This is a genomic window from Geobacillus sp. Manikaran-105 (assembly GCF_002809955.1).
GTDB lineage: Bacteria > Bacillota > Bacilli > Bacillales > Anoxybacillaceae > Geobacillus > Geobacillus thermophilus.
Genome location: NZ_PIJG01000136.1, coordinates 1 through 1,129, shown reverse-complemented (window position 1 = coordinate 1,129; position 1,129 = coordinate 1). Strand labels below are relative to the sequence as shown.

Sequence of the window (1,129 nt, the reverse complement as noted above, 5' to 3'; positions counted from 1 at the left end):
CGCTGCATATTGTTTTTGAATTTTCGCTTCGTCTGTTGTAAAATGAAAGTGCTCTTGCATGTGAACTCTCCTTTTGAATGTTTGGTAGCACTTTCATTTTAAAGGAGATCCTTCATGCAAGGGCTATTTTTATACTTATCTCATTTTATCTAGCACCACGGGTATATACCGATTATTGAAAAAACACAACCTTGTCGGAAAAGAAATTTTGCCCATGCCGGAGCGAAAACGATTTGCGTATGACCAGATCAATGAGCTTTGGCAAGGGGACTTATCCCATGGACCAACGATTCGAGTCAATGGGAAAGCCCAGAAAACGTTCTTGATCGCCTATATCGATGACTGCTCGCGGTTGGTGCCGTACGTATAGTTTCCCTTCGGAGAAGTTTGACGGGCTGCGGATCGTCACAAAGGAAGCGGTGCTTCGTTGCGGGAAGCCGAAGCGCATTTACTCGGACAACGGGAAAATTTATCGATCCGAGGTGCTGCAGTATGCGTGCGCCGAGATGGGGATTACGCTCATCCACACTCAGCCGTATGACCCGCAAAGCAAGGGAAAAATCGAACGGTTCTTCCGCACCGTACAGACACGATTTTATCCGCTGTTGGAGCTGAATCCGCCGAAGTCGCTTGACGAGTTGAACGAGCGTTTTGGGAAGTGGCTTGAAGAAGAGTATCATCGAAAACCGCACGCCTCGCTGGATGGGAAAACGCCGCATGAGGTGTTTCAGTCTCAGGTGGAACAAGTGGTGTGGATCGAAGACATCGATTGGCTGGATGCGATTTTTCTGAAACGGGAGCACCGCAAGGTGAAAGCCGATGGCACGGTCACTCTGAATAAACAGCTATACGAGGTGCCGCCTCGGTTCATTGGATAATCGATTGAGCTCCGCTATGACGAACGAGGCGTCTATGTGTACGAAGATGGCAAACGGGTGGCGGAGGCCGTTCGGGTGCGTTTGGAAGATAACGCCTATGTCAAGCGCCACCGGTCGCCGTTTGCGGCGATTTCGGCGAAGGAGGGCGAACGGGATGTATAAAACGTTTTATTCCCTCTCGCGGGAGCCGTTTGCGAAAGAAACCGACCCGTCCGAGGCGTATCAAGGGGCGGCGTTTCAAGAAGCGCTGC

Annotated in this window: 2 pseudogenes; both read left to right on the top strand. The window is 50.5% G+C overall.

Going from position 1 to position 1,129, the window contains the following annotated elements:
- Positions 1-163 precede the first annotated feature (163 nt).
- Positions 164-1,040, top strand: a pseudogene (locus CV945_RS16950) (transposase); the annotation flags it as partial.
- Positions 1,033-1,129: pseudogene (locus CV945_RS16945) on the top strand (AAA family ATPase); the annotation flags it as partial. The pseudogenes CV945_RS16950 and CV945_RS16945, both read left to right, overlap by 8 nt.